The following is a 25261-nucleotide window of genomic DNA, read 5'->3' on the forward strand; positions in this document are numbered from 1 at the left end:
AAAGTACTGGCATAAAAGGTCAATATATATGGATTTTAAGAATAAATTCTGAAGATAAATTCAAACTAAAATATTTTCAATAAACAGTTAAATTAATCTAAAATTAAATTCAATAGTTAAATAAATCTTAATCCTTTTTTATTATATAGAAAACTTTAAATTAGATGAAAAATAATGTAGGATAAGCCACGCCGGGGTGGCTCAGTTGGTTAGAGCGCACGGCTCATAGGGTATTTAAGCAGTGCTCTGACTTTTTCCTGGGATACCGTGAGGCCGCGGGTTCGAATCCCGCCCCCGGCATCTATCTCACAATCCAGGAGAAATTTTATTTTCTTATATAATTTTTAAATTCTAAAGATTAATTTAAAGATTCTATTTTAATATAATAAATTAAATTTTAATCTCTAAAATCAAATCGTATGATCTATCTATTCGAAATATTAACGTATTTTTAAAAAAAATAAACTTATTTCAAAGCAAATTAAAAATAACATAAATATGGTTTTAAAGCTTAAAAAAATAGTCTTCAGGAAGTTACGGCTAATTTTGTAATTATTCAATGAGATAAATGATTTGCACTTCTTACTCTAATGAAAAGACTCCATTAATGTATAAATATGATATAAAATCAAATATATAAACTTAAGACGTAATGTTGGACATTCTAGTAATTCAGCAGTACATCTTCATTTTAAACTTATGGACGTAATTCTTCCAGGGATACTCATTGGAATATCCAATTTTAATAAGTACTTAATTAAAATCTAAATTAATGAACCGTATAAGTGTATGCTCATGTTGGGCTTATAAAGGCACGATCCACTACTCGTTATAAAAGAAGATTTATTTAAAATTAAGCTATTTAAATTATATACTTTTAAGATTTATATCTGTTCTTAATATATATTTGTCAAAAAGTTTATATTCATTGTTTAATTCATTATCTAAATCAATAAACCGGTTTGATATCGATTTTATATTGTGAGCAGCGTTTTTTTTTGCATTTATTAAGTGCGTAAATACATTTTTCTGGTTCATTATTTTCTTTATATACCACATAATATTCCATTTGCACATTATAGGTCTCAATTAATAAATTAAGAACTTCTTGAAGCATAAGAAGGTGTGGAGTGACCTTATGATTTAATCTATTGCTATAATTTATGGTTATATTTCCCATTTCATTATTTAAATCAATTAAACTACTAATAAAGTTATCCCATCTTTCTTTTGGAATATCTACTGCTTTATCTTCAAGTTCATTTAATAAAGCATTTTTATTTAATTTTACTTTCCTGAGAGCTTTATTTTCTAAAACTTGAGTATAATCGTTTTTGGCTCCTTTTTTTAAATAGTCTGGCCTTATTAATGATTCTATCATAAGAATATCGGGATTTAAAAATTTATATAAGTTTATAACAAACTTATCATTAATTTCATTTATTTTTGAAAATATAATCTTTGACACGGGAGCCCATAAATCATCATTACGCCTACTTAATAGCGTATCAACTATTGTCAATGTCAAAAAAGCACCAGTAAAAACAGTTCCTAAACCTAAATAAAAATTACTTAAACTATCTTTCGTTAAGCCAAGTAAACTAAATTCAATCGAAAGAACAACTAAAATAACAATAAATAAAGTAACAAATTTTGATTTAATGAAATTATCTAAATTTAAAAAAGTTTTCTTGAATTGCACTTAAACATTCCTTCTTTTAGCTTTATAAAGTGATTTATGGATATTGTCAATATAAACATTATTTTTATATCAAAATGGCAGTTGGATCAAGATAGAAAACAGAACACTAAAAATAAGAATATAACTCTGTTTATAGAGTAATTATTGGTATTTTTTAGCTTCTTCCAAAGTTTCTATATATTTATCATAATTTGAAATTTCAAAAGTAAGTGTCAATTCAATAGTTTGAGGATTTTCTTTTGATGCCTTTAAAATAACCTTTTTAAATTTTTCTAATGATTCATATGGAAATGATTTAAGAGATTGGACAACATCATCAGTAAATTTCGACATTTCGTTAAGAATATTAATATATGGTTCTTCTGACATTGCTACTCTAATTTTCCTATTCCAATCAATTATCATGCTTAACAATCTGACCATATTTTTGGCAATTGTTATTAACATTGTTGAATCACCAGGAGTCCCCGGTGGTCCAAGTGCCACCTTCAATTGTTTATTAAACAATCTATCTGCGGTATCCATATAATTTAGAATTTCATGTGAACGTAGTTGAATCCACTCCATAATTCTATCATTTGGAACAAATTCAGATGGATAGAATTTTATATCATTCTCATAATCATATATTTTTTCATATATGAGTTCCAATTCATCACACCAAACTTGAAGAAATAAAAGATATTCCCATGATTCTGGTTGATCTAATACATAATGCAGTGATTTTGAACCTAAATTATTATAAATAGGAATATTTCGTAATTTATTAAACTTCGACCAATCATAAAGGCTTATTTTAAAAAGATAAGCAAACTGATCTGTTAATGTGTCTTTAATATCTTTAATATCATTAAATGGGAAAGTCCATGAATCATTATTTCTAATACGTTCTATAAACTCAAATACTTCCGTATTATCTACAACTGAGGAATAATCATTTGATTTGTTTCTTTTCCATAATTCAAAATGGTTCAACACACTCTTTTCAATAAATACATAAACTGGAATGCCTTTATTTATAGCTTCAATATATTCAAGATTAGTTATTGATTTTCCGCTCTCTAAATCTATAGATCCATAACGTCCCCCAATTATCAATATAAGTATATCTGCATGTAATTCAACTTTTTTCCTACAGTTATCAACAGTTTTTATCTTTGGATCTATAGGAAAAGCACTTGATTCAGAAATTAAAGAGGTATACCCCATTCCTTCTATAAATTCATGCAATTCACTTCGAACTAGTTTTAAATCGTAAACTGTTGAACTTATCATGATTATTGGTTTTTCCATTATAGTCCCCCTACATAAACAGTAAATTTAAGTGTAACTCCAATTTACAGTAATAAACTTAGCTTAGTAACCACTTCTAAATAAAAGTTTGTAATCTCACTCCTAAATGATATAATCTTTGAATCAGGAACATTTATTTTTTATATTCCATAACAAGCATTGTTATATCATCAAACTGCTCCCTTTCCCCTGCAAAAGTATCAACTTTTTCTTTAACATATGAAACTAACTCTTTAAGGCTTATATCCTTTTTATCGTTCATAATTTGCAGTAAACGGGAATCCCCAAATAATTCATCATTAATGTTGCTGGCTTCTGTTACGCCGTCAGTATATAAATAGACCCTATCCCCAGGTTCCAATGCGATTGAATTTTGATGGTACTGGATATCTTCTATACCTGCCAGAACAAATCCTGGCTTTGATTTGAGCCAATTATAATCATTACATGAATGTTTAATCAATGGGGGGTTATGACCTGCATTAACATAGGTAAATTTACCAGTTTCAATTTCTAAAATACCCATCCATGCGGTTACAAACATGTTTTCATCGTTTCCTTCACACAGCTGATTATTAACTGCTGTAAATATCTCTGCAGGGCTTTTTCCAAGCTGTGCATGGTTTTTAATCAACGTCTTTGCAACCACCATAAAGAGTGCCGCAGGTACTCCCTTTCCAGAGACATCTGCAATTACAATTGCCATATGGGTTTCATCTATTAAAAAGAAATCATAAAAGTCCCCGCCAACTTCTTTTGCAGGTATATTCGCTGCATAAACATCAAATTCATCTCTTTCAGGAAAAGCTGGGAATTTACGAGGCAGCATATCTTCCTGTATCTTTTTTGCAACGTTAAGCTCCGTGTTGATCCTTTCTTTTTCAGCGGTGACATTTTTAAGGTTTTTCACATAAATTTCAAGGTCCATGGCCATTTTTTGAAAAGAAGCCGCTAAAATTCCCACTTCGCTATTTTGAGCTGCATACTGTTCACATTTTGAGATGATAGCATCGTTGTTTCTTATTCCGCTAGAATCACTGACATAATTTTTTACGATATCAGATATAGATTCTATTGGCGTGGAAATATTCCTTTCAATATACCATAAAAATGCAATTGATGCAATATAAAAAACAGAAAGGATTAATGTAATGTTTAAGTATACAGAATCCCAAAACTGCAGAGTATTTAACGCTGAAACTATGAAAAGGGATCTGATTCCAGTTAATATCGCAATAATTGCCCCCATAATGATAAAAATTACAATTAAGTTTTCTGTTAAAGACATCTTTATTTCAGTTGTCCTTTCCCTTATTTCGCTGGTAATTGGCCTGAAAACATAGATCAGAACCAATGAATAAGTTATAGCTCCTGCAATCCATCCCCAGATATTCGGATCGGTGAATGTAGAATAAATACCGTTCCCAATACTAATTACAACAACCATTATTGCTATTAAATCAAATATTTTAGGCGGGACTCTTGTTTTCTTTACTTTTTTTGGTTTATACATGGAAATACCATAAAAATTAGCCCCAATAAGGATCAGGGTCCCAAACATTATGGAAAAATCAAAGTTGTTGACAGCAAATATCAACGTGGTTAAAGAAACCAGATCATACAGGCCCAATCCATCCATTAAAAATCCAAGTAATCCCGCCATAACGGCAGCATTTATAAACATAATCACCACAAACTTCACCAGATGTTTAACCGTGTCTAATCTGGGCATAGTGGTTGTTTCATCCCAGTTCAGCGTATACCACAACTTGTAAGGGATATATGCGTATAAAAATTGTATAAAAAAGCTAATAATATATATCTCAGGGGAGGAACCTGCCAGCAATTCAGATGCTGAATATCCAATAGCTGCACCTGCTGCACCCCATACCCCAAACATCAGCCCCAATACAGGAGGTAGTGCACTGGCAGGGCCTAATTCAGATATAGGTATTCCTGGAAAGAAATAATGAAAAATAAACTTCATAATAAATATAACAGCACTGCAGAGGGCAAGTAATATGACTTTTGATTTAATATTCTCTAAATTCTTCATTTTAATCTCTCTAATGTGCCTGCTGATTTATAGAGACGTCATACTGAAAAAATTAAATTGCACTTTTTAATCCTTATTTAAAAATCATTTAATTTCTTTTGGATGGTTAAAATATTCTTTCCATCACAGTATTTGTACGAAATATCATCTACATTCTTTTTTATAAGGAAAATTCCAAGCCCGCCAATTTCCTTTTCCTCGGCATTTAATGAAATATCTGGATCTTCATTTTCTAACGGGTTATACTGCTTACCATAGTCTATAAACTGCATTGTAACTTTTAGGGGGCTTTCACCCACATTACAGCAAATTACGACTTCTCCTTCTTCTGATCCATAAGCATAATTTACAATATTTACATATGCCTCTTCAATTGAAAGTTCCAGCTGCAGCCTTGCTTTCATAACATAATCTACAGAGTCCAGCTGGTTACCTAAGAAATCCATCACTTTCTGCAGGTTTTCTATTTTTGCAGGTACTGTTAGTTTATTCATAGATACCCATCTTTTGTGTTAGGTCGAATTACAATATTATAAAAATTTCAGCTTATTTGCCTTCATTAATGGTTAGGATACTTGAAAATCCAGTAGCTTCAAAGATTTCCATAATTAAATCATTTACATTTTCAATTGCCATAGTTCCCTGTTTATTCATTATTTTCTGCGTTGAAAGGACTACACGAAGTCCTGCACTTGAGATATATTTTAAGTCTTCAAAATCTAAGACCAGATCTGTCACATCTGGAAGATCTTTTTTTAATTCTTCCTCTAATTCTGGTGCTGTGTTGGTGTCTAACCTACCGTTTAATTTAATTGTCAACTTATCTTCTTCTAATATTTTATCTATGTCCATGATTTATTCCACCTACAATTTAATTAATCAATCTTATCTCTTTAGTGTAATAACTGTACTGTTTAAACCTATAAGTCTTGCATAACTTATATCATCTGCGATCTTCTGCAGCACTTCAATATTTTCAAATGAGTCCTTTTCTTCGCACGTATAAGTTGAAGGGTTAAATTCTTTTCCAGGGTCTTTAAATGCAATTGTTATCTCATCCTCTTCTATTTTCGATAAGATATCAATGCATTCTATTTCATTGCTGTTGAATTTTATTGTATTTACTGCCATTTCCTCAACTGCCATGCCTATACGCAGCGCTACTTTCGCATCTACTCCATTTTCTTTTGTAAAATCAATTAATTTTTGAGATAGCCCAACTACATCTTCAACTGAACTGTGTATAGTTACATCAAGTACTGGGGTATCCTTGTAATTCCCTAATAAAAAGAATCCTGAAAATTTCCCCTCTGAACGTTCGGATGTTATTTTAGTTACAAAGTATATCATCAGGATTGTACCTATTTCTGCTATCACTAATGATATCCATATTCCATTAACTCCCATAAATCTTGAGAGGACATATGCGCATACTACCGGAATTAAAAGTCCTTCTGTTATTGAAATAGCAAATGACAGTTTTTTGCGCTGTATTGCCTGCGTGTAAAACATCATTAAAAATGTTATACCAGTACCTATAATACTGAATGAAAGTATCCGAAGAGCATTGATTCCCACAGCCATATCCGCCGGATCATTTACACCAAAAAGGTTTAAGAGTAGAGATGGGAACGCCAGGAATAATACTGTAAATGCGGCCCCCGATGCCAGCACTATCTTTAAAGACCTTTCAATGGTGAATTTTACTCCAGAATAATCCTTTTCCTGGTAATATATAGAAGCTATAGGGGACATCGATTGGGCGGTCCCTATTAAAAAGATGTATACCATGAACATACTGTTGTAATAAACAGAAAAAGCGGTTAATCCCTGTTTACCTGCAACTAATGCTATAAATGTATTGATTAAGAACAGTTTTATAGTCAAAAACAGCTGCCCAGATGCTGGCGGGAACCCTGATGTTACGATGTCATAAACTAAGGAGAGTTTGCATTTTACCAGGGATATGAAGTGCATTGTCCTATCTTTAGCAAAGAAATACTGCATTATGAATACAGTTCCAACTGCGTATCCTGATATTGTAGCAAGAGCTGCTCCACCTATATCCATACCAAAACCTAATATAAAAACCAGATCCAGTATAAGGTTTACCGCATTTGAAATCAGAAGAGCATAAAAGGACAGCCTTGGCTTACCATCTGCCCGTATAAAATAGGCAATTCCCATTAAAACAAACAGGAAAGGCGACCCCAGGAAATATACTCCTAAAAATTTCTTAACCAGTACTGCAAGTGCGGGATTAGTGGTGAGTGTGGCAACGATATTATCCAGAAAGATTATCCCAAATGCAGAGAATAACACCCCAATAACTGCCAAAAGGACCATTGAAAGTGTGAAATACATATCTGCCTTTTCTTCATCCCGTTCTGCCTTTGAAACTGATACAAGTAGAGAGCCCCCCAATCCAATCATCCAGTATATCAGGTTGATAAACGTGATTATAGGCGCAATAAGTGCCATAGCTGAAATATTAATAGGTCCCAGAGTGTTACCTACAATTAAAGTGTCTATGAACGTGCTTGTGTTAATGGCCATAGACATCAACAGAGTAGGTAAGAAAAATTCTTTAAACTTATCCGATATTAAATTGTAATTTCTTTCATACATTGCAGGTCCTCAGTGAAATTAGGTTATTAAGCTTTAAGTTTAACCTCTTTTGGTTCATAATCGAAGAAATCCATCTCTTTAAGGTATTCTATAAACATTGCGATGTATTCATCACTTATTAAAGGCCATTTGTACCCTAAACGGTACATTATCTGTATTGTGTAATCATTTATAACCGGTACAAGTGCACGGCCTTTGCCTTTACCCATACCCATAGCAGTGACAAGCCCTGAAATTGCTTCTTCTCTTGATTCATCTTCCATAGCCTGTGCAAAAGCAGCTTTAAATTCATCTTCTTCAGCACCGAAAATGTTTAACCCAAGCGAATTCATGATTTCTATAATATCTGCAATGTAGATTTTGTGATTATTATAAGCATGGAACACAACACACTCTTTAGGAGCTCTTGACAGGACTAAAATTGCCCTTGCAACACTATCTATCGGTGTGAGCTCAGTTTCTCCACCTAAAGCAGAGTAAGGTATTTTCTCAATTGCGCCATACGCTTTTAAGCGGTTTATGAACCCGTTGGTCTCGAAATTAATCTGGAATTCACTGTCAGAGTGCCTTGCCATCAAGTTACCAACACGCATGATCTTACCTTTAAGCCCTTTTGTAACTGCTTCCAGTACAACACGCTCAGCTATGAATTTACTGCTGAGATACTTATTATCCAGAGATTGACCAATATACAACGTTTGTTCGTCAAATATAGTATCTAAAGGAGGGATATTATTTACACTTTCTCCTGCGACACTGGTTGTTGAAACCTGTACATATTTACAGCCTTTTTTCAGGCAGAATTCAACTCCATTAACAACTCCACCTATGTTGATGTCTTCAATTTGAGTTCCGGAAGCAAAATGCTTCACGTTTGCTGCACAATTAACCACTGTATCCACTGGAAGTTCTGAAGATTTTTCAAAGTCAGATTTATTTGTAATATCTCCCTCAATTATATGAATCCTTGAACCAAATAGATCCTCATAACTTTCACTGAAATAATAGAATAAAAGAGCTTTTAAACGTTCCTCAGCACTTGTACGTCTCCCTTTCCTGAGTAAGCAGTAAATAGATCCTTCTTCATTTTCTAAGAAATCACGCAGGACGTGTATTCCTAAAAATCCAGTGGCACCTGTAAGTAAAACATTTCCTAACTCTTCTTTTTCCCCATTTACAAAATTATCAATTGTATTTTCACTTAAAACCCTATTAATAGCATCATATGAATATTCAGTTATCTCTTTTACAGATTCACTTACAGATCCTTCTGCCCCCGTTATAAAATCAGCCAGTTCACGAGGAGTTGGGTGTGCAAATACATCACCATATTTTATTTCATATCCCTGGTTCATGGCTTCAATGGTGATTTTAGTCACCAGAAGAGATGTGCCTCCCAATTCAAAGAAATCATCAGTTGCACCTACTTGAGGCATGCCCAGTATATCTGCAAATGTTTCTGCAAAGAATTTTTCAACATCATTTTCAGGTGCAGCATATTCTCTTTCCGCCAGGACTGGTTCTGGAAGTGCTTTTAGGTCAGTTTTACCGTTGAGAGTTTGGGGCAGTTCATCAAGCTGCATAAACACTGTTGGAACCATATACTTGGTTAATTTCTTCTTTAATTCCATTTTTAAATCATCACTGTCAATTTCACAGTCAGCTGAGAAGTAGGCGCATAAATGGTCGTTAGAATGCACTTTTTTAACCACTACCGCTGCAGATTTGATCCCTTCATATTCCGAAATTGAATTTTCAATTTCACCAATTTCAATCCTGAGGCCTCTAAGTTTAATCTGGTTATCTAAACGACCTAAGATGGATACTTCACCATTTTTCTCCAGTTTAGCAAAATCTCCAGATTTATAATAAGGCACGCCATTAATTTCAATGAACCTTTCACTGTTCAGCTCATCTCTATTCCAATAACCCCTGCCGACTCCGGCACCTCCAATGTATAATTCACCCACAACACCTTGAGGTAAAGGGTTGCCGTCCATATCCATGATCTTTTCAACCACGTTGAAGAGGGGTTTACCTACATTGATATCCCCATCTGAAATGATTTTTGCGTTGCATCCAACTGTAGTTTCAGTTGGGCCGTACTGGTTAAGTATAGTTAAATTATCATATTCTGAAAGGGCATTCCAGAGCTGTAAAGGAAATGCTTCTCCCCCTATAATTATTGCCCTACAATAGCCCATTGCTTTTTGTATATCTTCAAGCTCTAAATACTGTAGCAGTCTAGAAGGAGTTGTACCAAATAATTGTGCTTTAGTTTTTTCAAACAACTTGGCGAGCTCTAATGGGTTCTTTGTCTGCTCATCGTTGGCCAGTACAAAAGTCATTCCATGCGTAAGTGGAATAAATGTTTCCTGTACAAATGGGTCGAAAGCTACTGTTATTATTGATAATGAAATATTTACCCTGCTGATTATATCCTGAATAAAATGGTTATCTGGATGACCTGAAATGAGGTTGGTTATATTTTCGTGTTTTAACATTACACCTTTAGGTTTTCCTGTAGAACCAGAAGTATAAATTAGATAACACAGATTTTCAGGGGTCAATTCAGGATCTGGATTTTCTTCGTTCTCTTCTAAAAGTAGTTCATCCACATCGAGTGCATTAGGCAGGTTTTCTTTAGTTATAATATATTTTGCACTGCTGTCTTCCAGAACGTGATTTATTCTTTCTTCAGGATATTCGGGGTCAACAGGGATAAAAGCACAACCTGCTTTCACAATACCAATCATCGAAGCAGTTAAACGGCTGTCACGTTTTAGCATGAACATTATTCTGTCTTCAACCTGAACTCCCCTCTTAATCAATGCGTTTGCTATACGATTGGCTTTTCTGTTTAATTCATCATAAGTAAATTCCCCGTCTTCAGCAATTAAAGCAATTTCATCCCTGCTTTGCTCTACCTGTTTTTCAAAGAGCTTATTGAGTAATTTTTCTTCCACATGTTTTATCTTGAAGTCTTCATGGTCTTCTCCAGCTACAATTGAAATATTCTTGAGTAAAGCCTGTGGATTTTCTATTAATTTATCTAAAACGATGCTAATACTGCGCATAAATGTTTCAATAAGATCTTCACTGTAAAGCGCGTCATTGTACTGTGAAAGCATGTTAAAGTTATCACCAGTGTCTATAACATTGACACTTAACTTAAATTTCAGTGCTTCGTATTCCAGGCTTTCACGTTCTATGGTGCGGTTGTTTATAGTTATATCTTCGATAATTTTTCCGTGATATGCGTAAAAGAACTCCGGAAACATATCATATTTATCAGAAATCTTCGTAAATGGATAGCAGTCGTATTTCAGTACATCCAGCCATACATTTTCCACGTAATCAAAATAATCTGCCACGGATAAGTCACTGTTTATATTTAATGCAATAGGTAATGTTTTTACCATCATTGCAATACAATTTTGGAACTGGGGGTTACCCCTACCGTTTGAAATGGTAGAAATTAAAATATCTTTGTTATAAACAAATTTACTGAGCGTAAATACAGTTGCCGCTAAAAATAGGTTATTAGGAGTAATTGCATTGTCTTTACAGAATTTTTCAATTCCCAATTTATTCACAGAAACGTTGATTTCTCCCATCTGGCCTTCTTCCTCTTTTCCACTGCAGTCTGGAGAAATAACTGTTGCACTGTCAAAATCAACTATCTTATTTTCAAAATAAGATTCTGCATCCATGTATAACTGGCTTTTTTCTACTTCAAGTTCCTCCAAACACAGGTCAAACCCATCATATTTCTCCGCGTCCACGACACCGCCGTCGTATATTGTTCCGAGCTCATTAAATAGAATATTTAAAGCAGTACCATCCACAATGATATGGTGGAAATCAGCCAGCAGGCAAATTTCATGGGGATTCTTATAAATTTCAAACCTGAATAAAGGCCCATCATATAAAGAGAACGGTTTTATAAATTCATTTTTAATTTTATCATCAACTTTTCCTTCATGAATTTTTATATCCACATCGATGTCATCACGCCGCTCCTGATAAATTTCACCGTCCCTCATAACAAACCTTGTTTTGAGGTAGGGGTGTTTCTCAATAATGTCTAATAAAGCAACTTTAAGTTTTTCAGGGTCGATATCATTCCCAAAATGTATGCATTTAGGCAGGTTGTAGGTTAATTTCTCAGGATTTTTAGCGCAGTCAAAATATACACCTAACTGATTGTGGGTTAGCGGATAAAATTCCTGTTTCTGGTAGTGTTTCTCTTCCACAGCGGATGAAGATGAAACTTCCTTTGCTATCTCGCGTATGGTTTTAGCCCTCATTATATTGGTTACGTTAACTGTAACTCCAAATTTCTGTGAAATTTTAGCTACCAGCTTAAGAACAGATAATGAAGTAAGACCTAACCTGAATAAATCAGTTATCACACCAAAATCCGTTGTATCCAGAATTTCTGAACACATATCAAAAACGTCCTTTTCTAAATCAGTTTCAGGAGCTATGATCTCATCAAGCCCAGAATGATCCTCTTCAGGATCTGGGAAGTTCTTTAAATCTGTTTTCCCATTAGGAGTCATAGGGAAGCTGTCCATTCGAACAAAATAAGATGGAACCATGTAAGCCGGCAATTTGTTCACGAGCGTATTTCTTAAATCACTGACATCAACTTCATGATCCTCGGTAAAGTAGGCACATAAATGTTCATTGTCATGCACTGTCTTGACCAGCGCAAATGCAGTTTTAATTCCATTACATTCCCTGATTGCATTTTCAATCTCACCAAGCTCAATCCTTAAACCTCTAAGCTTAATCTGGTTATCCATTCTGCCTAAAACGTATAATTCCCCAGTACTGTCCCTTTTTGCCAGGTCCCCAGTGTTGTAATAGCGGAGGCCGTTGTGCATGACAAATCTCTCTTTAGTGAGTTCCTCATTATTCCAGTAACCTCGGGCAACTCCTGCACCAGCCACATATAGTTCACCCACAACATTATAAGGCAAAGGATTCGCATCCATGTCCATAATCTTATCAGTGACATTCAAAAGAGTTTCACCAGCGGATATATCATTGTTGGTTATAAGTTTTCCGTGTGATGCAATTGTAATCTCAGTAGGGCCGTAGGAATTATAAATTTCAGCGCCGGTGTATTTTGAAAGTACGTTGTAAAGCTGTGGAGGGAAGGTTTCACCCCCTACGATTATTACATTACATTTAGGTACTGTTTTCTGAATTTCTTCAATTTCTAAGTACTGTAAGAGTCTGGTAGGTGTCCCGCCGAACGCGTCCGCCCCTGTTTCTTCAAATAATTTTGAAAGCTCTATAGGGTTTATTGCCTGCTCTTCATTTGCAAGTATAACAGGCATACCATTCATAATGGTTGCGAAAGTCTCACGCAGGAATACAATAAATGATACAGTTGATATAGATATCATTTTACTTGCTTTGGTCACAAGAGCATGGATAGGAATATTCTGAGGGTCTGGAGAAACGTAATTGGTGATACCTCCATGAGTTAACATTACCCCTTTAGGTTTTCCTGTCGAACCAGAAGTATAAATTAAATAACATAAATTTTCAGAGGTTAATTCAGGATCTGGATTTTTTTCATTTTCTTCTAAAAGTAATTCATCCACATCTAATGCATCAGGTAAATCTGCTTTAGTTATAATGTATTTTGCATCACTATCCTCCAGAACCTGATTTATTCTTTCTTCGGGATATTCGGGGTCAACAGGGATAAAAGCACAGCCCGATTTCACAATACCAAGCATAGTAGCAATGAGGCGACTGTCACGTTTTAGCATGAACATTATTCTGTCTTCAACTTCAACTCCCCTCTTAATCAGTGCGTTTGCTATGCTGTTAGCTTTCTTATTTAATTCATCATAAGTAAATTCCCCATCTTCAGCAATTAAAGCAATTTTATCCCTGCTTTTTTCTACCTGTTTTTCAAAGAGTTTATTTAGCAATGGTTCTTCCACCATGTTTATCCTGAAGTCTGCTTCTTTTTCATCTTCAGGCAAAATAGAAATATATCTAAGCAGCGCGTGTGGATTTTGTGTTAGCTTAGTTATAAGGACTTTAACACTTTCTATGAACGTTTTTATTACATTTTCACTGTAGAGAGCATCATTGTAGTGAGAAATTATTTTAAATTCATCAGAACTGTCTTCAATAGAAACTGTCAACTTAGGAAGTTCTAAATTTCCCTCGTTTATACTGCCTGCCAGCCCAAATACATATAAAAATTCAGGGAGAACATAATTATTGCTGGAAATCCTTGTAAATGGATAATAATCATAATTTACAACTTCAAGAAGGGAATTTTGTACATCTTTTAAATAATCATTTACAGTTTTGTCTGTATCAATATTTACAGAAAACGGCAGTTCCTGACCTATATTGATGTAATTAGAAACAATAGAAATTAGAATATCTTTACTGAATACAAATTTACCCAAAGCAAATAGGGTAGCTGCTAAAAACAGGCTGTTAGAACTAATTCCATTAACTATACAAAATTCTTCAATATCTGACTTATTTAGTAAAATGAAGCTTTCTTTTAAAGATCCATCTTCTTCTTTACCATTAATATCAGGCGATATAGCAGTTGCACCCTCACTGGTTTGCACCATATCTTTGAAATATCTTTCAGCTTCATAAAATTCACTTGTTTCTATTTCAAATTCATCACAAGTCTTATCTGGATTATCTGAGATATCATAAAGCAGAGCTTTTATATTTTCTACCATATGCTCAATTTGTGCATCCAAAAAGCAGTCTTTATTATATTCAATTTCCAAAAGCTGTAAACCATCTTTATCCTTTAATGAGGGGTTCACACGAATATGGAACGGAAATTCACTTTTAGAATTATTAAATAAATATTCTACATTTGAATCAGTTGAATTTGACACCATAGAATACATAGATAACATTGCAGGGTCTATACCCTTTTGCTGCAGTTTTGGACCGTACATATTGAAAGATAACTTTCCATGGGCCAATCCGTTTTTAAGGACAGATTTTGTGTACAGTAAAACCTCTTTAAACGTCCTGTTTTTGTTATAATCCAGTTTGAGGGGCATCATATTTACAAACATACCCATCATATCATGTATTTCTTCTCCAAAATCCCTGCCGTGGTATACGCTGTTCCATACCATTTCCCCGCTGCATGTGCTTTTTGCAAAGTATAATGATACAGCAGATAATGCAAGTACAAATGGAGATATCCTTACACCGTCAACTACAGATAACTCTTTTAATTTTTCTGTCAATTGTGGATCTAAGTAAAAATAATTCCTGTTGATGCCGAGATCATCTGAGGAATACCAATCTTTTGAATATCCCTCCAGGTTAGAGAGCCAGAATTCTTCATCTTCTTTCGCCTGTTTGCTTGAGAGATACTCATTTTCCTTTTTGACGTACTCTTGGTATGAAACATTAGATGGTTGATATTCTTCTCCTTTTTTCAAAGCCATGACACAATTTTCCAGGTTTTTGGTAAAAATACCTACAGAACTTCCATCCATGATGATATGGTGGGTACGGCCCAGTACAATAAATTCTTTTTTCGTTTTCAGGAGTGTAAACTGATAGAGTGGTGTGTCAAAGATTTCTTTAAATGGTTCTTGCGCAAATTCATCGATGAAGGCGTTAATTTCATCTTCACTTTTATCTGACATATCCTCATATGAAAATAAACCATCTTCTTCAGGAGCATAGTACTGCCTGAAATTCATATTTTCATCCTTTTTCATACGTAAATGAAGATTTCCGCTTATTAAAATTCTTAAAGCTTTTTTAACATGGCCTTCATCTTCCAGTGAAAATTTAGATTTAAATGAAAGAATATACGCTTCATTACCCGGTTTACTAATTTCAGTTATAATAGTCCTTTTTTGTGCATTTGATAAATCAAAGCAGTCCATAAAATATCCACCCCATCATTCTTTTAATCTCCCATTACTTTAATTTTCAATATCCTGTAGATTTATTAGAGCAGGTTCAGTGATTCTGCTTTGTGAGCATGCACCAAGCATATAATCACCTCCACAAACGTTCCAAAGCCCAAAATTGCCAGTATTTTCCCTGTGTATCAGTTCTATTTTATCACTAATTTCTATGCAAAATTCGTCAAGGGCAAGTCTAAATCCTAAGCCTGTCATTTTCATATAACTCTCTTTTAATACCCATAATTCAAAAAAAGCTTTCTTATGGTTGTTATTATTTAAAATATACTCATATTCAGTGCCGTAAAAAAAATACTTCGCCAGACTCAAATCAATATCCTGAACGTATTCAATGTCAACGCCAATTGGAGAATCAGAAACTGCGCATGCCACATATTTTTCGGAATGTGAAAGATTAAAATGTATATCTGAATAATTTTTCAAATAGGGCTTACCATATTCGTCTGTATCAAATATGGGGTTACTGATGCCAATTTTATCTAAAGCATGGTTTAACAGGACTTCCACCCCAACAGACAAATTTCTATCTTTTTTGTGGAAATATCTGCTGGATTTTTTTATTCTTGTCTTTGATACAGAACTCTTTATTCTGTTAAAGTCAAGTTCTGATACATCCATGTAATATAACAACATTTTTTCACATCAAATTACTTATAATGTAATAATATTGTCAATTGATGCTCCAAATCAACTATTTTTTTTTAATTTATTATAATATTACATGAAAATCATCCAATCAATTATTTAAACTTATGGAATCCCATGAGATTCTTATTAAATGATGCCTGAAATAGGATTCAATCTAATAAAAATAAAAAAATTAAAAAAAGTCTTATATCCAATATATGCCGGCTTAAAAATCCAATATTCAAATAATATGAGTTAATATATCAAAATAAGTATTTAAAACTATGAATTAATTTATATCCCAACATTCAAGTTGTTATTTAGACTTTTAATTAGTTTAACCACAGAATATGCGGCTAAAACACTTGTTTTTGGGTTTGTAGTACAGGTCTCATTTTCAGTAATGGTCCTGAACTCGCCAAAATCACCTGCCACACAGACTTCATGGCAGTTCCGGCTCACATTAGGGTCAGCTATGATTTTCACATCCACTTCCCTACCATACGCAATGCTCAATGCAGCGGCCACATTAATGTTTGCAGGAAATTTACGTACTGCATCCCCAGCTTTACCTTCATATAACACTGTTTCAGTATCTACTGAGATCCCAAGTGATTCCGGAGATTTACGGGTAACTAAACTCACTTCATTTATCTCCCCAATAGAAGCTGCTTTAATACCATCTAACCCAACAACAGCCCCTGAAGGTGCATATATTCTGGAATTGTTTTCCTCGGCTATCCTCCCCAAATAATTTCTAAAATTTAGATCTATTAAAGCTCCCATACTCATTATAATGACATCTTTTCCCATTTTAAGGATTTGGGGGACAACTTTTACAACTGCATCCTGAGATGCAGCTTCAATTACAAGATCCACATTGTCTACCATATCGTTTACATCTTCAACTGCGATTCCATCCACTTGAGATGCTAAGTTTTCGGCACTTTCCATATCCACGTCATGAAAAAATCTTAGATCAGCATTCAACTCCCCTTTTGCAGCAGAATTAGTTATTATACTTGCTATGGCACCACATCCCAGGATCCCTGCAACCATAACACTGTGCGGGTATTCCTTAGTTAAATTTTCAGAATTAGACTCCAAATACAAATCTTCACTTTCTTCCATTTCTAAGAATTCATGGAACGCGGTTTCATTCATTTTATACACCTTCTGATTTAATCATTAATTTTTAGAAACTTCAATCATCCTCTTAATTGCCACTTTTGCCTTTTCTGCTATGCTTTTATCAACTTCAACCACATATTCCCCATTTAAAAGACAATTTTTAACATTCCCAATTGTATACAACTTCATATTATCACAAATTGCATCATTTAGAGCAGGAATGAATGTTTTATCAGGATTTTCCCGTTTTAAGCGCGTGACCATATCCACTTCCGTGCCTATGATAAATGTTTTTTTAGGTGATCTAGCTACGTGGCGGATCATACCCCCTGTGCTTAAAACATTATCTGCAAAATTTTGCACCTCAGGATCGCATTCTGGATGGACCAGTATCTCTGCATCATGATATTTACTTCTTAAAAAATGTAAATCTCCTAAATCGAACAATTTATGGACGTAACAGTATCCCTTTGAAGGCATAGGTATAATCTCTTTATTCACCTTTTTAGAGACGTACCATGCCAGGTTTCTATCTGGGCCAAAGAGTATTTTTTCTTGAGGAATGCTTTCCACTACTTTAACTGCATTTGAAGAAGTACATAAAATTTCAGCCTCCGCCTTAGCTTCAGCCAGCGTGTTAACATAAAGAACTGCAGCTGTATCTGGATACATTTTTTTAAACTTTTTAACCTCTTCTGCATTAAGCATGCATGCCATTGGACATTTTGCTTGAGTATCTGGAATCAATATTTTTTTGTCGGGGTTTAGTATTGCAGCAGTTTCTGCCATGAAATCGACCCCGCAGAAAACTACAATATCCGATTTATCTATTTCTGATGCTTTTATACAGAGTTCAAGTGAATCTCCCACAAAATCTGCAATTTCCTGCATATCTCCAGTTTGATAATTGTGAGCTAATATTATTGCATTTTTTTCCTTTTTAAGCCGCTTGATTTCCTGCAGATCACTTAACATAAAATCACTTTAAATTATATCAATAAAATTAGTTTTCCAGGTAATTATACCAATTAAAGCATCATATGGCCCCATATTTATTTAATATCCCCCAATTCTAGATCTTAATTTTTCAGTTGATTAAAAAAATAGGGCATCGGAGGTGGTATTGAACGAAATTAATTTAGATGCCCTGTTTGCTGTTTTAACGTTGATTGTGGTCAAATTCGTTTAAATAGCTCCTGTTAAATCTACACTGAGATCTATTTCCCAAATTCCCTCCCCCATATCCAAAACTGGAGTTATTATATCTGCTATCCATGCACAATTAAGTACTATATCCAATTTCCCAAATTCTTTTACAGCAGCATTGATTGCATTCTGGATATCGTCTTCACTGTTAGCGCTTGCAGGAACAGATATGATCTTGTGGTTGCATTCCATCTGGTCAATGTTATCTTCCAGTTTTTCGTTTTCTCCTGCAACCACAACAACTGAAGCGCCTTCTTTTGCAAAAAGTCTGGCAATTTCCTTCCTTATCCCTGAACTCCCACCGTTTACAAGTACTACTTTATTCTCCAATTTCATTTTTATCCCCCTTTTGGTGAAGTAGTAATTTTAATCCTATTTTGCAGGTAAACCAGTGATCCTTATTCCTCCAAACTGGGTTTTATTTCGTATGTTTAAACCAATCAGGAGAGGAGTAATTTTTTCTATGATTTTAGCTCTTTCCAGCGGTCCACAATCAATGACATTTACACCAGGGATTTTTTCAATTAGTTCAGCAGCAACTACCTTAGAATTTGCATCATCACCCGAAATAAGGCAGTCACAGTCAATTGGCTCCTTAAAATTCATTAAAGCTGCAGAACTAATATTGTTAAAAGCACATATCACATTGCTATCTTTTAAGATTTTAGCAGATCTTTCTGCCGCTGCCCCATCCCATAAAGCAACATATTCAATGGGAGACCCACCTATAGCTGATTCTAAAGGTCCTGTAGCATCCAATAATATTTTACCTTTTGCCCCTTCTTTAATAGAGAGCAAAGTTGATTTTTGAGCAGCCAAAGGTACAGTTAAAACTAATAATTCCGCTTCTGCGGCAGCGTCAGCGTTCTCAGCTGCTTTAACATTGCCAACATCGCCCAGAAGACCTTTTAATTTGTCTACAGCTGCTTGAGCTTTTTCAATTGTCCTTGAACCTATTATAACATCTTCTCCAGCTTGCACAAAACGTACGGCAATTCCTAATCCCTGTCCACCGGTTCCACCAATTATTGCTATTTTCATCTTATCACCTGTTTAATTTTAAAATTAAAAAGAAAAAATTGAACTGGCATCTATTCTAGAAGGACGACTGGTTTAATTAAGTCCCTAGGTTTCTCTTTCATCAGAAGGAGAGCCTCTTCTATTTTATCGAAACCCCTAAATTTATGGGTTACCAGTAACTCAGGGTCCATACGTCCGTATGTTACAATATCTGCTAGTCTTTCCATTCTAACTCTTCCACCAGGGCAAAGACCCGTGATTATGTCTTTGTCTGCCATACCAAATCCCCAGCCTATACGGCATAATGGCAGAGTATCTTTTTCTCCTTCCCCTTTACCAAAGTAGTTGTTGTTGGAAATTTTTGATCCTGCTTTGGCCATTTTACATGCATCTATTAGAATATCTGGACCACCACCAGATATGATTACTGCATCAACACCTTCCCCATCGGTTGCATCAAGAATCTGTTCTGCAGTATCCCCATCTCTGTAACTGATTATATCTGTAGCGCCGTATTTTTTAGCTACTTCAACAGATACAGGCCTAGTACCGACTGCAAATATTCTTCCAGCACCCCTTAGTTTTGCACCGGCTATACCGCAAAGCCCAACTGCACCAATACCAAGAACGGCTACCGTACTTCCAAGTTCAATTCCAGCATTTTCAGCCCCCATAAAACCAGTACTCATCATATCTGTGATCATAACAGCAGCTTCTTGAGACATTCCTTCTGGTAAATGTGCCAGATTGTTGTCTGCAAGGTTAACGTGGAAAAATTCACCGAATACACCATCTTTGAAGTTAGAATATTTCCAACCTCCACATGCTCCCCCTGTTTGTGAAGGGAAACCACGCTGCACGGCTTCTGAATCCCAGTCAGGAGTTATAGCTGGTACAATTACTCTATCACCCGGTTTGAAGTCTTTGACTTCAGTTCCCACTTCATCCACTATCCCTACAGCTTCGTGTCCTAAAATCATATTGTGTCTATCACCTATTGCTCCTTCCCAGACAGTGTGAACATCAGAAGTACATGGTGCTAGACATGTTGGCCTAACAATAGCATCCCTTGGACCACATTTTGGTCTATCTTTTTCTATCCATCCAGTCTCTCCTATTTTTAACATAGCAAATCCTTTCATTTTGTTCACCTCGTTTAACTCTTGAGTAAGGATTGTGAGTTATGATATATAAACATACCGAATACTTGGTCTGTAACGATTAATCATTTATATTTGTAGAGAGTGTTCTCTCTTTAAATAGCCCAAACAGAGCTTTTATAGGATATTTATGGAAAATAATTAAGATATATACCCATAAAACTGAAATATATGCCTTTTTAATGAAAAATAATTCCATTATGCATGTTAAACTTTATAAAAAGATTATAATGTATTAAAAAATAGCATAAATGACACATATGCGTTTATACTGCATGTAACTACTAAAAAAACCGTATAATGTAAACATTGAAAAAGGAAAATATATTAATATGGTCAATGTTACCCTATAATGTTATTAAGTTTAAAACAGCACATTATGTAGATCTATTGCAGTGCCAAATATTTTAACAATAAATTGAAAAGAAGGACATACATGGATACAAAAGTTAGAATCATGGAAACAGCTTTTAAGCTATTTCTAGAAAAAGGATTTGCTGATGTTTCTTTAAATGAAATTATAAGAGAATCAGACATAACCACCGGCGGGTTCTACTATCACTTCAACAGCAAAGATACTCTACTTGTGGAAGTAATTAATAAATACATATTCAATTATTTCAGCTCAATTATAGACCAGATGAGGAAATTCAAGGGCACACCTAAAGAAAAATTAAAAGCTGTGATACTTTTAATCGTTGGAGATGATTCAACCATCAACGAAACCACACAGCTATGTGAAAGTGCTGAGAAAATAGATTACAGGACTTTACACCTGCTGCTTTTTGAAGGCGTTCAGAAGTATGATATCATAAGTAAACACTACACAGAATTTTATTATGATCTCCATGAGTTTATCAAGGAAGTAATAAATGATGGAATAGCCCAGGGCTTAATAAGAGAAAATATTGACTCTACGGAACTTTCATTAAATATTCAAACGATTATGGTTGGAACAGTCCTGATGTGGATAGGAATGCCTGAGATGCCCCTTGAAAAAAGAATGGAATCAAATATAGATCAGATGTGGAATTTCATAAAAAAATAAATAGACCTTGAAAATACGTAAATCTCTTTTTAATTCTTTCCATTCGCTTAACAATATTTTATTTATATCCTAAAGATTAAAATACGTGTTTTAGATATTAATTACAAAGAGAGCATTCGCTATGTTTATATATTAGGTACTATTACAATTAACAAGGGATGTTCAAAACATCGAATAGATAAAAATTCTTTAAAGGAGATGAGAACATGATCATGGTAACTGCTAAAATAACAGCCAAATCCGGGGAAAAAGAGAATATTATTGCAAAAGCGCAAGATCTTATCATATCAAGTCGTTTAGACCCGGGATGTATCAGTTACAATTTATATACAAGCACTGAAGATGAGAATGTTTTATTAATGCTTGAACAATGGGAAAATTTTGAACTTTTACAGTCACATATGCAAACAGAACATTTCAAAGTATTTGGTACAGCCACAGAAGATATTTTAGCAGATGAAATGGATATCAGCGTTTATTCAGCAGCAATAAAAAATTAATCGTATAATTACAGACATTTACATTTATTTATTATTTTAAAAAATTATTTTACTATTTTAATCTTTTATAATGTAAATAATGAAAATAATTCATTAAATATATTATTTTAATGTTAATTATGATATATTAAGCTTTAAAATGTAATTATAAAAGATTAATAAAACTAGAATTTCTTTTTTAATTTATTTAGTTAATTATAATTATAACAAATAAATAATTACTTTTGTGTAGGAGTTTAACACAATAAATTCGGAGGAAATTAAATGAAAAACTATTTTGACTTAAAAGGAAAAGTAGCAGTTGTGACAGGTGCCTCAGGTGGTCTAGGGGCAGATGCAGCAAGAGCGTATGCACAAGAAGGTGCTGATGTAGCCCTTTTAGCAAGGCGAAAAGAAAAATTAGATTCTTTGGCAAAAGAACTTGAATCAACTGGAGTAAAAACCCTCGCTGTTCAATGTGACGTGGCCGATGAAGAAAGCGTCAAAAATGCAGTTAACGAGGTAATCACATATTTCGGAAAGATAGACATCCTCTTAAACAACGCAGGCATTGCAATCCGCGGTGGCGTCCATAGTTTAAGTGTTGAAGACTGGGATAAAGGAATGGATGTAAATGTAAAGGGTATCTTCCTGGTTTCAAAATATGTCCTTCCCCACATGATGGAAAATAACTATGGAAAAATCGTGAACACAAGTTCCATCAACTCTATTGCCGGTGATAAAAGCGAAATGTTCATACGCCACGTTTACAATGCATCAAAAGCAGCTGTCCGTGGTTTAACCATGGGTATGGCGTGTTCATATGGAAAATATGGAATTACTGTAAATGCTGTCGCTCCCGCTCTTTTTGAATCCGAAATGACATCAAACACACTTTTCAAATCCGAAGAATTCCTGGAAAGATACAGCAATGTCGTGCCTCTCAATCGTCCAGCTAAAAAAGGAGAATTAAACGGACCAATCATATTCCTGTCATCAGAAGCATCTTCGTATATAACAGGACAGACAATTTTTGTAGACGGCGGTTTTTCAGTGGTCTGATTTAAAAGATAAAACTTTCCACTTCTTTTTTACTATTTATAAGAGGAAAAACTATGAAATTTGATGAAGATAAAATTATTCAAAGTACAATCAACAGAAAACAGTTAAAAACTAGATTTTCAAAAAATTCAAATGTTTATGACTCATTTACTGAATTAGAAAAAAAAGCTTTTGAAGACGGCAATATCTCAAAAAAACATAAGGAACTCATGGCACTATCCATTTCCATTGTTATTAGATGCGAACCCTGTATTGAATGGCATGTACAGCAAGCCTATTTGGCTGGAGCATCCGATGAAGAGATATTTGAAACTATAGATGTAGCTATAGAAATGGGCGGTGGTCCTGCTGCTGCTTATTCACGATTTGCTTTAAATGCATTAGATTTCCACAAAAAAGAAACTACCAATTAAATACTAAAGTTACTGTAAATTAACTATTAAATTCATTTACTATTTTAATTAGAAAAAATTATTCAACTTGAATTCTTCTAAATAATTTGATATGTTGCATACTATTTTTAAAATATTAAAATTAAGGCAAATATCTCATTCTAAGTACATTGAACCCTATGGCTACCGCAAATAAAGCTACGCGATCATAGAAACCTATAACATTAAACAACATGCCTATCATCGCTGAAATTCCAACTGTGGCATGGACTATTCTGTTTCTCTTGTCAGAGAAATAATTTTTTAAACCTTTTGCTATTTTCATAGTCTCCTCCTCTATCATTTTTAGATATATTATTTTTTGATATATCATTTTTGGATATATCGAGATCTTATATATTCATGTATATAAAGTTTGCCATCAGAGACTTCAAAACAATATTCAAATTTAGAAAAAGCACTGATTTATATAGGACTTTAATCAATTAATCACCAGTTAGCACTAACTGAAAAGGAAATGTGGTCATATGAATTGTTCAAATTGTGGAGAAGATGTTGGGGAAGCTAAATTTTGCCCACAGTGCGGTAGCAAGGTAGAAGAAATCCTGGTTGCTGAAGAAGCACCAGTAGAAGTTTCATCCGAAAAATACTGTCCTGAATGCAATGTAATAGTTGAAGAAGCTAATTTTTGCCCAGATTGCGGTGGAAAAACAGAACCCGTTCCAAAAGAAGAATTAGAAACAAAAGTTGAAAAAAACACCGCTTACCCAAGTAAATATTCAGTTCAAGCGTTTTTAGACAGAACTGCTGAAAAATTCGAAGGTAATGAAGTATTCGAACTTGAAAACGATTACCTGCTTGATGTTAATCTTAATGGTAAGGTTTGGGCAAAACTGGGATCTATGGTAGCCTACACTGGTGAAGTGAAATTTAAAAAGCAGAGTTCCCTTGAAGGGGGAATTGATAAATTTATAATGAAAAAAGTCAGCGGTGAAAGCAGTAAACTTATGTCCGCATCAGGATATGGAAACGTATTTCTTGCCGATGATGGAAAAAGAGTAACCATTCTAAACCTTGAAGGCAGCAGGTTATATGTAAATGGAAACGATATCCTTGCATTTGAAGAAAACATCGACTGGGATATTAAAATGATGTCTGGTGCTGGTTCAATGTCCGGAGGAATGTTCAATATAAAACTCCAGGGATATGGAATGATAGCCATAACAACTCATTATACCCCCATAACACTTGCAGTAACCCCCGACAGGCCAGTTTATACTGATCCAAACGCAACAGTAGCATGGTCTGACGGATTATCCATTGACTACAAAACAGATGTGAATTTAGGTACATTACTAGGCAGAAGCAGCGGCGAAACATTCCAGATGGCCTTTAGAGGCAATGGTTTTGTAATTATTCAGCCTTACGAAGAAACTGCTGTAGGTCTTGGTTAAGTTTAAAACTGATAAAATCATGGTTAAATCCTAAAATTT

Annotated in this window: 19 protein-coding genes and 1 tRNA gene; 6 read left to right on the forward strand and 14 right to left on the reverse strand. The window is 34.3% G+C overall.

The window, feature by feature from the left end; all coding sequences use genetic code 11:
* The first annotated feature begins 190 nt into the window (after positions 1-190).
* Positions 191-300 (forward strand) — tRNA-Met (locus tag AAGU07_RS07350).
* 649 nt (positions 301-949) lie between these two features.
* Here the strand turns inward: AAGU07_RS07350 and AAGU07_RS07355 are convergent.
* From AAGU07_RS07355 to AAGU07_RS07415, 13 genes are all read right to left on the reverse strand, one after another.
* Positions 950-1702 (reverse strand): hypothetical protein, encoded by a 753-nt coding sequence (locus AAGU07_RS07355; protein ID WP_342458465.1) that lies wholly within the window; start codon positions 1700-1702, stop codon positions 950-952.
* Between the two features lie 141 nt (positions 1703-1843).
* Entirely contained in the window at positions 1844-2995 is a 1152-nt protein-coding gene (locus tag AAGU07_RS07360; RefSeq protein ID WP_342458466.1) for a DUF4062 domain-containing protein, read from the reverse strand.
* A 133-nt stretch (positions 2996-3128) separates the two neighbouring features.
* On the reverse strand, positions 3129-5051 hold the full coding sequence (locus AAGU07_RS07365; protein WP_342458467.1) for a SpoIIE family protein phosphatase: 1923 nt from the start codon (positions 5049-5051) through the stop codon (positions 3129-3131).
* 77 nt (positions 5052-5128) lie between these two features.
* The gene (locus AAGU07_RS07370; protein WP_342458468.1) at positions 5129-5545 is read right to left on the reverse strand and encodes an ATP-binding protein; all 417 of its coding nucleotides are present in this window, start codon (positions 5543-5545) and stop codon (positions 5129-5131) included.
* Positions 5546-5597: 52 nt separating this feature from the next.
* Positions 5598-5903 (reverse strand): STAS domain-containing protein, encoded by a 306-nt coding sequence (locus AAGU07_RS07375; protein WP_342458469.1) that lies wholly within the window; start codon positions 5901-5903, stop codon positions 5598-5600.
* Between the two features lie 33 nt (positions 5904-5936).
* Positions 5937-7679: an MATE family efflux transporter gene (locus AAGU07_RS07380; RefSeq protein ID WP_342458470.1), complete on the reverse strand. Its 1743-nt coding sequence runs from the start codon at positions 7677-7679 to the stop codon at positions 5937-5939.
* A gap of 26 nt (positions 7680-7705) precedes the next feature.
* Positions 7706-15601: an amino acid adenylation domain-containing protein gene (locus AAGU07_RS07385; RefSeq protein ID WP_342458471.1), complete on the reverse strand. Its 7896-nt coding sequence runs from the start codon at positions 15599-15601 to the stop codon at positions 7706-7708.
* 39 nt (positions 15602-15640) lie between these two features.
* Entirely contained in the window at positions 15641-16276 is a 636-nt protein-coding gene (locus tag AAGU07_RS07390; protein WP_342458472.1) for a 4'-phosphopantetheinyl transferase superfamily protein, read from the reverse strand.
* Positions 16277-16564: 288 nt separating this feature from the next.
* Positions 16565-17329, reverse strand: a complete 765-nt coding sequence (locus tag AAGU07_RS07395; protein WP_342459358.1) for an aspartate dehydrogenase — start codon at positions 17327-17329, stop codon at positions 16565-16567.
* Between the two features lie 129 nt (positions 17330-17458).
* Positions 17459-18376, reverse strand: a complete 918-nt coding sequence (nadA, locus tag AAGU07_RS07400) for a quinolinate synthase NadA (protein WP_342458473.1) — start codon at positions 18374-18376, stop codon at positions 17459-17461.
* A gap of 210 nt (positions 18377-18586) precedes the next feature.
* Positions 18587-18943 (reverse strand): SDR family oxidoreductase, encoded by a 357-nt coding sequence (locus AAGU07_RS07405; protein ID WP_342458474.1) that lies wholly within the window; start codon positions 18941-18943, stop codon positions 18587-18589.
* A gap of 36 nt (positions 18944-18979) precedes the next feature.
* Positions 18980-19648, reverse strand: a complete 669-nt coding sequence (npdG, locus tag AAGU07_RS07410; RefSeq protein ID WP_342458475.1) for an NADPH-dependent F420 reductase — start codon at positions 19646-19648, stop codon at positions 18980-18982.
* Positions 19649-19698: 50 nt separating this feature from the next.
* The gene (locus tag AAGU07_RS07415; protein WP_342458476.1) at positions 19699-20778 is read right to left on the reverse strand and encodes an NAD(P)-dependent alcohol dehydrogenase; all 1080 of its coding nucleotides are present in this window, start codon (positions 20776-20778) and stop codon (positions 19699-19701) included.
* Positions 20779-21223: 445 nt separating this feature from the next.
* Between AAGU07_RS07415 and AAGU07_RS07420 the strand changes: the two genes are divergently transcribed.
* The 4 genes from AAGU07_RS07420 (at position 21224) to AAGU07_RS07435 (ending at position 23789) form a co-directional block, all read left to right on the forward strand.
* Complete coding sequence (locus tag AAGU07_RS07420) at positions 21224-21835, forward strand: TetR/AcrR family transcriptional regulator (RefSeq protein WP_342458477.1); 612 nt, start codon at positions 21224-21226, stop codon at positions 21833-21835.
* 206 nt (positions 21836-22041) lie between these two features.
* Entirely contained in the window at positions 22042-22335 is a 294-nt protein-coding gene (locus AAGU07_RS07425; RefSeq protein ID WP_342458478.1) for a putative quinol monooxygenase, read from the forward strand.
* Between the two features lie 264 nt (positions 22336-22599).
* Positions 22600-23376, forward strand: coding sequence for a 3-oxoacyl-ACP reductase family protein (locus AAGU07_RS07430; protein ID WP_342458479.1), 777 nt, complete (start codon positions 22600-22602; stop codon positions 23374-23376).
* Between the two features lie 53 nt (positions 23377-23429).
* Complete coding sequence (locus AAGU07_RS07435) at positions 23430-23789, forward strand: carboxymuconolactone decarboxylase family protein (protein WP_342458480.1); 360 nt, start codon at positions 23430-23432, stop codon at positions 23787-23789.
* A 121-nt stretch (positions 23790-23910) separates the two neighbouring features.
* Here AAGU07_RS07435 and AAGU07_RS07440 read toward each other — a convergent pair whose 3' ends face one another.
* A complete protein-coding gene (locus AAGU07_RS07440; RefSeq protein ID WP_342458481.1) occupies positions 23911-24093 on the reverse strand; it encodes a hypothetical protein in 183 nt (60 codons plus the stop codon).
* Between the two features lie 202 nt (positions 24094-24295).
* Here AAGU07_RS07440 and AAGU07_RS07445 point away from each other — a divergent pair, with 202 nt between their 5' ends.
* Entirely contained in the window at positions 24296-25222 is a 927-nt protein-coding gene (locus AAGU07_RS07445; RefSeq protein ID WP_342458482.1) for an AIM24 family protein, read from the forward strand.
* The last annotated feature ends 39 nt before the right edge of the window (positions 25223-25261 follow it).

The sequence above is a fragment of the Methanobacterium sp. genome, from assembly GCF_038562635.1.
GTDB lineage: Archaea > Methanobacteriota > Methanobacteria > Methanobacteriales > Methanobacteriaceae > Methanobacterium_D.